Origin of the sequence: Rhodomicrobium udaipurense JA643, from assembly GCF_000636015.1 — a bacterium.
GTDB lineage: Bacteria > Pseudomonadota > Alphaproteobacteria > Rhizobiales > Rhodomicrobiaceae > Rhodomicrobium > Rhodomicrobium udaipurense.
In genome coordinates this window covers 1-8,095 of the sequence record NZ_JFZJ01000141.1, presented here as the reverse complement: position 1 = coordinate 8,095, position 8,095 = coordinate 1, and the positions used below count along the sequence as shown (strand labels likewise).

Below are 8,095 nucleotides of genomic sequence, written 5' to 3'. Positions count from 1 at the left end.
TCAAGAGCGAGCCGCGACTTGCCAATATGGCGCTGGTGAAATACTCGCGGCTTTCCGTTCAGCCCGTCACCGCCGAAGAGTGGGACATCGTCTGCGCCATAGGTGGCTATAAGCCCCCGCGATGAGCGCCACGAAGGAACGGCGATCCGTGGCGATGACCGTTCCCGAATGCGTCTTATAAAAATGAGTAGATAAGATAGCCTGCCACCGCGAGCAGGACGATCGCCAGCAGATATAAAAATGGCGCGGCAGCGGATGTCAGCCGCTCGTCGAGGATGAGGTCGGGCGCACCTGGCGGTGGCGGCTCGTGCGGAGGCACTGCGGGGTCTGGCACCGGCCCCTGACGCGTCTCGGCCTCCTCCGCCAACGAAGGCTCGTGATGAGCGGGCGTCGAATCTAGCGGCGCAAGCTCGCTTTCAGCGGCGGCGGCAGCGTCTTCCCGCCGCGCGGCTTCCGACTGCAACGCCGCGTCATCGGGCGCGATTGCCAACGGCCGTTCATCAGGCTGGCGCGCTAACCCCGATGCGGCCGGATCGGCGTCGAACTCTTCGCTCTGAGAGTTTGCGTCGAACTTGTTTTCGGTGCCTCCCATCGCCTTCTCCTTCTCAGGCATGCCGCCTGTCAACGCGCTACGCCCTTCCGGCGAAGCTGCGCCGAACGAGCCGACCGAAGACCGATGTCTAACCTCTCTCTTTGGATCGAACCTTGCCGCCCATCATAAATCTGTTTTGCTCGCCGGGAAAGATGCGTGACAGGGCGTCCGGGTTGTGTCCGCCCGCGCTGCGTCGCCGCGCCCGGGAGAACTGGCGGTGCACGTTGGCCGATGCACGGTCCGCGTGTGCTTGCGACGCGCCCTTTTAATAAAAAGCCGAGCTGCCTCGGTTAGGGACCTTGCGAAATTCCTTCGTCTCCTTCGCGCGCCACCGGCGCATACGGAGCGTTGCGACGCCGAGATACAAACTTTCCATCATAATATCAGTGTCTTAATGCCGCTCGGAGCCAGAGTTGCCGATTTGCATCGGTCAGGGCAAGAACAGGTTGGAGGGGTTCCAATACAACCTGAGGTTGGTGTAGATTGCCGGCGTGCTCCACTACAAAGATGGACGTGGGGTTCACCGATGGCAGCGCGCAACGAATGCAGATGCGTAGCGGCCAATGCAAAACGATTTGGCGCTGAGAAAAAGGGAATATGGGCATGACTGGGGGAATCTTCAATAAGACTAGCGCTTTTGCGCTTGTCGCGGCTGCTGGCCTCATGATGGGCGGCCTCACTTTCGCTACCACTTCTGCCAAGGCGGCTGACCTTGGCGCTGACGACCTCGAAGCGCGCGTCGCCGAGCTCGAAGCTACGACCGTCCGCAAGGGCAACCGCAAGGTTTCGCTGGAACTTTCCGGCCAGGTCAACCGCGCTTTGGTTGCTTGGGATGACGGCGTTGCTTCCGACGCTTATGTGCTCGACAACGACCAGTCCTCGACCCGCTTCCGCGTGAAGGGCACGGGCACGATCTCGTCCGACCTCAAGGCTGGCTTCCTCATCGAACTCGGCGTGAACGACTCTAACTCGGCGAATGTCAACCAGTGGGATGACGACCTGCCGACCGACGCCTCCACCATCACGACGCGTCAGGCCAACGTGTTCATCGAGAGCAAGACCTTCGGTCGTTTGACCCTCGGCCAGGGCTCGCCTGCCACGGACGACCTTGCGCTCATCAACCTCGGCGGCTCGCTGACGGACGCTGGCGTGTACTTCAACACGAAGTTCAATCTCAGGACATCCACTGGCGGGGCTTCGGGGATCACTTGGGGCGATATGGCAAAAGGCAGTACTTTTGTCGACTCCTCGCGTGGTGACTTCGTCCGCTATGACACGCCTGCCCTGTACGGCTTCATTCTGAGCGCCGCTTGGGGTGAGAACGACGTGTGGGATATCGCCCTGCGGTTCCAGAAGGAATTCAGTGAATTCCGCGTGGCGGCCGGCATCGGCTACTACTACAACGGCGATCCTTACGGTTCGTGCACGTACACCGCTGGCTTGCCCACAAGCGGTTCGTGCGATCCTCGCTCTGGTGCGTCTGCGAGAAAGTTCGACAAGGTGATCGGCGCGGCTTCGGCCATGCACGTTCCTACCGGCATCTTCGTGTCCGGCGCGGCTGGCGCGATCACGACCTACACAGGCGGCCAAGAATACGACTCCGACTTCTGGTACGTCCAGGCCGGTATCACGAAGCGCTTCCTCGATTACGGCGCGACCACGGTTTACGGCGAAGCGGGTAACTACGGGGATATGGCCGCTGACGGCGCTACCTTGGGCGGTGCCGCGATCACTGGTTCGAATGTCGACCGTTACGGCGCTGGTATCGTGCAGGCTTTCGACGGCGCTGGCCTCGAAGTCTACGCTCAGTATCACCACTACGAAGGCGACGTGACGACCACCACGAATCGCGTGTCGACCACCACCAGCTTCGAAGACTGGGATGCGGTCGTCACCGGCATGAAGCTGAAGTTCTAATCTGGTTCAAACCGGATTTCATGGAAAGGCCGCCTTCGGGCGGCCTTTTCTTTTTGCGCCCGCGCCGCGCAACCTCGCGCGGCCATCTGCCCCCAGAGTAGCGACCGCGAAATCCGCAGCCAACCCGCGCGGTCCCCGCGCCATCGGCCGCATCGCCGCCGCGCCAAGATAATTCGCCTCAGGCCAAACCCCCTTGAAGTTGCCGTTCCAATCAAGCTAAACAAGCAGCATTGAGCTCGTGCTCTGGCGCATACGTCTGGTTCTCTTCTCCGCGCGCTCGTCATCAAACGCATACGCCGCAAGAGCACGAGTAACTTATCGAATTAAGCGCAGTCCGGAATTCGACCTGTGATATGAGAGCCCGCAGCGAGGGTGAATCACATGTCGAATTCACTGCGCTTGCGGGGGAGGCACAGCCACATGCATGCATTTTTCGGTTTCATCGCGATGGTGATCTCGCTCTTCATCTGGGTGATCATCATCAGCGCCATCATGAGCTGGCTCATCGCCTTCGACGTGGTGAACCGCCGCAACCGCGTGGTCTACACCATCGCGGACGGCCTCTATCGCCTGACGGAGCCGCTGCTTCGCCCGATCCGCAACGTGTTACCCAATCTCGGCGGCCTCGACCTTTCGCCCGTGGTGCTGATCCTCGGCCTGATCTTCCTGCGCGACGTGGTCATCTTCGGGTGGATCCTTTAAGTTCGTCGGGCAGAAGTGGGTTCCGGTTTTGCCGACAGGACGAACGAAAACAGGAAAGCCTGAGCCCGTTCGGCCCGAGCGGACGGGGTCAGGCCCGATGGATTTGCCCGCCACGGCGAAGCCGGATGGCGTGTTGCTGCATGTGCGGCTGACTCCGAAGGCGAGTTCGGCGCGGGTGGCGGGCGTCGAGGCGTTCGACGGCAAGCCGGTGCTCAAGGCGTATGTCACGACGCCGCCGGAAGACGGCAAGGCGAACGCGGCGCTTGTGGTGCTCATCGCGGGCTGGCTCGGCGTGCCGAAATCGTCCGTGTCCATGGCGGCGGGGCAGAAGTCGCGTCTGAAGACGGTCGCGGTCGCGGGCAAGGCCGATGACCTGCTTGCGAAAATCGCCATATGTCTCGAAAAGGCGGGCTGATGCATCGCGCCGAAAAGTGTTCGCGGTTTTCGGATAGGGCGATGCGGGAAAAGAAAGAAGGTGAACGCGATGGCTGAAGCGAAGATACTGGACGGCGTCGGAAGGATACTTGACGGCGTCGCCATGGCGGCGGAGATCAAGGGCGAAGCGGCGAAACTCGCGGCGGCGTTCGCGGAGAAGACCGGGCGCGCGCCGGGGCTTGCCGTGGTGCTCGTGGGCGAGAACCCGGCGAGTCAGGTTTACGTGCGCTCGAAGCTGAAGCTCGCGCGCGAACTCGGCTTCCATTCCGTGGAGCATCGCCCCGCCGCCGACATCGACCGCGCGGGCCTGCTTGCTCTCATCGCGCAGTTGAACGCCGATCCGGCGGTTGACGGCATCCTCGTGCAGCTTCCGCTGCCGCCGCATCTCGACGCGGACGACGCCATTGCGGCCATCTCGCCCGAGAAGGATGTGGACGGTTTTCATGTGGTGAATGCGGGCAAGCTGTTCGCGGGGCTGCCGGGCTTCGTGCCGTGTACGCCGCTCGGCTGTCTGAAGCTCATCAAGAGCGTGCAGCCGAACCTTGCGGGCGCGAACGCCGTCGTGGTCGGTCGCTCGAACATCGTCGGCAAGCCGATGGCGCATCTGCTGTTGCAGGAAAACTGCACTGTGACCATCGCGCACTCGAAGACGCGCGACCTGCCCGCCGTAGTGGCAGGCGCGGATGTGCTCGTCGCCGCTGTGGGCCGCCCGAGCATGATCCCCGGCAAGTGGATCAAGCCGGGCGCGATCGTGGTGGATGTCGGCATCAACCGCGTTCCGGCGCTCGACGGCAAGACGAAGCTCGTCGGCGATGTCGATTTCGAGAGCGCGAAGCATGTGGCGGGCGCGATCACGCCGGTGCCGGGCGGCGTCGGGCCGATGACGGTGGCCTATCTCATGGTCAACACATGCCGGGCGGCGTATCTGCGCGCGGGGTTGGACTGGGGCGGCGTTTAGTGGAGCGAATTTGCCATTTGAGTCCCGGTTGCTGCGAGCTATCGATCAAATGCCAAATTCAAAAGCTCCACTAGAATCAGAAAGTTAGTAGTGGTCCTTGCGATTCCGACATTTGCTCGCGAGGGTGCTGCAAGGGATGCAAATGTCGGAATCGGACCACTAGCGTCGCGTCAAAAGAGATTGGCAAAGCGTTTCGGGAGCCTTCGCCGCGTCGCCGGAAAAGCACCAAACTTCGACGCGGACATCGCCTTGCGCGGGCTGTTTCAGGCCGCGCGTTGAAGGTCTTCGGGCACGGCGTCCCGCCGGTCGGCGCTTTTCAGCCACGCATCCATGAAATGCGTTGTCCACGCGCGGAGCCGCGCCCCGTGGATGGCGTGCGATTCAACATGGCGATGGGCCTTTTGCGCGCCGGGATGCGCGAGCTTGGCGGCGCCGCGCACCGTCCAGCCGTGGATCATCGCAAGCGTGATCTCGGGATGGAATTGCAGGCCGAAAGCGTTGCGGCCATGACGGAATGCCTGATTTTCAAAGACATCGCCCGCCGCCAGCCGCACCGAGTCCCGGCAGAGCGAAAAGCCCTCGAAATGCCAGTGATAGACGTGGCTCGGCCATGGCCCCAAAGTCTGGTCATGCGGATGGATCGGCTCCCAGCCCGCCTCCAAATGGCCCGCCGGATGCGGCTTAACCTCCGCGCCGAGTTGTTTCGCCAGCATCTGCGCGCCGAGGCATATGCCGAGGAAAGGCTTGCCCTCCGAAAGCGGCACGCCGATCCAGTCGATTTCGCGGCGGATATAGTCGTCGGGATCGTTGGCGCTCATCGGGCCGCCGAACACGATCGCGCCAGCATAGCCGTCGAGCGAGGCGGGGAGGGGATCGCCGAAGCGCGGCCGCCTGATGTCGAGAGCGTGTCCGTGCGCTCGGAGCACCTGGCCGACGGCTCCCGGCTGGGACTCGCGGCGATGCATGACCACGAGAACGGGCTCTTTGGAACGCTGAGCCGAAGCTGGCGAGCCGGTAAACGAAAGCAGTTCAGACATGTGTCGTTTGCAACAAAACCATGATGCCGGTGCAATACTCAAGACATGTGCCACAAAAGCTGGAACGCGAGTATTACCGTTCCGCGAAGCTACAACCTAAAGGCTGCACGCCGGGGTTTCAACCCCCGAGCAAGGCTGTAGAACAATAAAGAAGAAAGCTATCGTTGAAAGGGATTGCGCAATGTCTTCGTTCTATCCTCGCGCAGGGGTTTCGATAGCGGTGTTTCGCGGTTCGGCCGTGCTTCTCGTGCGCCGCGGCAAAGCGCCTTATGCGGGGATGTGGTCGCTGCCGGGTGGCGCGGTTCTTCTGGGCGAAACCGCGCGCGAGGCGGCATGTCGCGAACTCTTCGAGGAGACCGGGCTCCTTGCCTCGGCTCTGACTTTGGGCGATGTTGCCGACGCGTTGGCGCGAGACGACGAGGGCGCAGTGGCCGCACATTATATGATTGCCGTTTTCGCGGCGGAAGACGTGACGGGTGTGCTTGCGGCGGGCGGCGATGCGGCCGAGGCTCGTTTTTTCACGGACGAGCAGCGCGTGCGCCTCACCTGCACGCCGGGGCTTGAGACTGCGATCGGGAACGCGAAGGCGGCGCTCTCTAAAGGCTCATCATGATCGACACGACAGGGAAATGTCTGCGAGCTGCATTGGCAGCGGCTTTGGCCTGCACGGGTTTTGCGGCGATGCAGCCCGCGCAGGCGCAGTTCTTCGAAAGACTGTTGCAGCCGCAGCAGCCTCCGCCGCAACAACAGCGCCGCGCGCCCCAGCGACAACAGCCCGCTCCGCCTCCGCCGCAGCTTCAGCAGGAGGTCGCGCCGCAGGGCAAACTAGGCTCCGACGACCGCCCCTACGACGCGCAGCTATTCCGCCTCGCCGAAATTCTGGGCACGTTGCATTATCTGCGTGAGCTTTGCGGAGGCAATGAGGGGCAGGTCTGGCGCGAGCATATGCGCGATCTGGTCAGTTCGGAAGGGACGAGCGCGCTGAGGCGGGCGAAGCTCGTCGAAGCCTTCAATCGCGGCTATCGCGACTACTCCCGCACCTATCGCACCTGCACCCAACCCGCGCTTGTCGCGATCCAGCGCTTCATGGATCAGGCGACGACCATCACCGACGGACTTGTCGCAAACGACAAATAGGCGGCCGAAAATAAAGCGAGCCGCGCGAAGGCGGCTTGCTTCGTCGACCTACATTGCCTTAGCAGCCGCGGTCTGCATCAGCCCCTTCAGGCGCGCGATCGTCTGCGTCGCTATCGTTCCGACGCCGACCTTGCAATCTCCCGTGACCGAGCCCGTCACATCGATCTTCTGGCCGATGGCGAAGGTCGTCGGATCAAGAAGCTCGACCTTCACGAGTTGTCCGCGGTCGCGCACCTTGACGGGGATCTGAAACTCCGCCGGCATCGCCTCCGTAACCGGCAGGATGCTCTCGATCTTTGCGTTGAACGTGCGGTTATAGGCGCGCACGCACACATGGTCGCCTTCGTCGAGATCCATCAGATAGCTGTCGGGAAGGTAGGCCAGCACGAAACTGCTCCCGACATAGATGTCCGCGACCGAGTTCTGGCCGGTGAGAACCTGTCCGGCAACGCCGACCGTCGGCCCGACGATGCCCGTCGAGGCGGCGAAGAGCACGCCGTCATTATAGGCGTGCTTCAGGTCGTCGTGCGCCTTGGTTGCGTCGACGAGTGCCGACCTGTTCACCGCGAGTTCGGTTTCTAGAGATTCGCGTTCGGCGCGAAGGCCCGCCGCCTTGTCCTGCGCGATGAGCCAAGCGGCCGAGATTTCCTGCGTGGACCGCCAGACGGCGAGACCTTGCGCCCGCGCCTTGTCGAGTTCGTCCATGAATTGCTTCGCCTGTTTCGCACTCGTCTCGGCGACAGGAAGCGTTGCGGCAATAAAAGAGCGGCGCGCTTCGAGCTGTGCGACACGCGTGGAGATGCGCGCGCGCTCGGCGGCGATGTCCGTCATGGTCCGAAGCATCCAGCCGGATTCGACGCGGGCGATCTGCTGGCCCTGGATGACGGAATCGCCGGGATGGACGTAGACGTCGGTGATGCGCGCTTCGAAGGGCGAGGCCACGCGGATGCGCTCCCGCGTCACGATGCCGTTCGCGTGCAGGAACAGGCTAGCGCCGGTGATGTAAAGCCCGATGGCCGTAGCCACGCCCGCGATCAGGCCGACCTGCAAGAGAAACTTCAGCAGGCGCGACCACTTCACGCGACTTGCCTTAAGCTGGATGGGCTCAGCGGCGGGGGCGGACGAGGTCGCCCGGGGGCCATGCAAGGTCCTGTTGCTCACGCTATATTCTCCTTGTTGTGCCGATGAGCCGATGGGAAACCGCGATTGGTCATGATGCGCGAAGCTCGGCCGGTGCCGCGCGGATGGTCGATTGAGTGGCCCGGCTGTCCGTAAGCGCGGCCGCGATCTTGCCGGCGCTGTTGCCGTCGCCGAACG

At 62.7% G+C, this 8,095-nt stretch carries 10 protein-coding genes; 7 read left to right on the top strand and 3 right to left on the bottom strand.

Translation table 11 applies throughout. The annotated features are described in order from the left end of the window. The coding region (locus tag T281_RS18430; protein ID WP_155955285.1) for an EVE domain-containing protein at positions 1-125 on the top strand (125 nt) is incomplete at its 5' end. Between the two features lie 50 nt (positions 126-175). Here the strand turns inward: T281_RS18430 and T281_RS14960 are convergent. Continuing rightward, entirely contained in the window at positions 176-592 is a 417-nt protein-coding gene (locus T281_RS14960) for a hypothetical protein (RefSeq protein WP_155955284.1), read from the bottom strand. A 603-nt stretch (positions 593-1,195) separates the two neighbouring features. On the opposite strand from T281_RS14960, the gene T281_RS14955 reads away from it, so the two are divergent. The 4 genes from T281_RS14955 to folD all read left to right on the top strand — a co-directional run bounded on the left by T281_RS14955 (position 1,196) and on the right by folD (position 4,604). After that, positions 1,196-2,509: a porin gene (locus tag T281_RS14955; RefSeq protein ID WP_155955283.1), complete on the top strand. Its 1,314-nt coding sequence runs from the start codon at positions 1,196-1,198 to the stop codon at positions 2,507-2,509. Between the two features lie 420 nt (positions 2,510-2,929). Continuing rightward, positions 2,930-3,211: a YggT family protein gene (locus T281_RS14950; protein ID WP_013421056.1), complete on the top strand. Its 282-nt coding sequence runs from the start codon at positions 2,930-2,932 to the stop codon at positions 3,209-3,211. Positions 3,212-3,308: 97 nt separating this feature from the next. Then, positions 3,309-3,626: a DUF167 domain-containing protein gene (locus tag T281_RS14945; RefSeq protein ID WP_037241081.1), complete on the top strand. Its 318-nt coding sequence runs from the start codon at positions 3,309-3,311 to the stop codon at positions 3,624-3,626. 69 nt (positions 3,627-3,695) lie between these two features. Further along, positions 3,696-4,604: a bifunctional methylenetetrahydrofolate dehydrogenase/methenyltetrahydrofolate cyclohydrolase FolD gene (folD, locus tag T281_RS14940; RefSeq protein ID WP_037241098.1), complete on the top strand. Its 909-nt coding sequence runs from the start codon at positions 3,696-3,698 to the stop codon at positions 4,602-4,604. A gap of 263 nt (positions 4,605-4,867) precedes the next feature. Here the strand turns inward: folD and T281_RS14935 are convergent, their stop codons facing one another. Next, positions 4,868-5,641, bottom strand: a complete 774-nt coding sequence (locus T281_RS14935) for a glutamine amidotransferase (RefSeq protein WP_037241079.1) — start codon at positions 5,639-5,641, stop codon at positions 4,868-4,870. Positions 5,642-5,822: 181 nt separating this feature from the next. On the opposite strand from T281_RS14935, the gene T281_RS14930 reads away from it, so the two are divergent. Together T281_RS14930 and T281_RS18425 are read left to right on the top strand one after the other, a co-directional pair. After that, entirely contained in the window at positions 5,823-6,254 is a 432-nt protein-coding gene (locus T281_RS14930) for an NUDIX hydrolase (protein WP_052037549.1), read from the top strand. Beyond that, positions 6,251-6,778, top strand: a complete 528-nt coding sequence (locus T281_RS18425; protein WP_245269265.1) for a TIGR02301 family protein — start codon at positions 6,251-6,253, stop codon at positions 6,776-6,778. The genes T281_RS14930 and T281_RS18425 overlap by 4 nt, the downstream gene beginning before the upstream one ends. Before the next feature lie 48 nt (positions 6,779-6,826). On the opposite strand, the gene T281_RS14920 is transcribed toward T281_RS18425, so the two are convergent. Next, a complete protein-coding gene (locus T281_RS14920) occupies positions 6,827-7,939 on the bottom strand; it encodes an HlyD family secretion protein (protein ID WP_155955282.1) in 1,113 nt (370 codons plus the stop codon). Between the last annotated feature and the right edge of the window lie 156 nt (positions 7,940-8,095).

Excerpts from the sequence above, each read along its gene's own strand:
- T281_RS14960 (WP_155955284.1), bottom strand. The coding sequence starts at position 592 with ATGGGAGGCACCGAAAACAAGTTCGACGCAAACTCTCAGAGCGAAGAG.
- T281_RS14955 (WP_155955283.1), top strand. The coding sequence starts at position 1,196 with ATGACTGGGGGAATCTTCAATAAGACTAGCGCTTTTGCGCTTGTCGCG.
- T281_RS18425 (WP_245269265.1), top strand. The coding sequence starts at position 6,251 with ATGATCGACACGACAGGGAAATGTCTGCGAGCTGCATTGGCAGCGGCT.
- T281_RS14935 (WP_037241079.1), bottom strand. The coding sequence starts at position 5,641 with ATGTCTGAACTGCTTTCGTTTACCGGCTCGCCAGCTTCGGCTCAGCGT.
- T281_RS14930 (WP_052037549.1), top strand. The coding sequence starts at position 5,823 with ATGTCTTCGTTCTATCCTCGCGCAGGGGTTTCGATAGCGGTGTTTCGC.
- T281_RS14950 (WP_013421056.1), top strand. The coding sequence starts at position 2,930 with ATGCATGCATTTTTCGGTTTCATCGCGATGGTGATCTCGCTCTTCATC.
- T281_RS14945 (WP_037241081.1), top strand. The coding sequence starts at position 3,309 with ATGGATTTGCCCGCCACGGCGAAGCCGGATGGCGTGTTGCTGCATGTG.
- folD (WP_037241098.1), top strand. The coding sequence starts at position 3,696 with ATGGCTGAAGCGAAGATACTGGACGGCGTCGGAAGGATACTTGACGGC.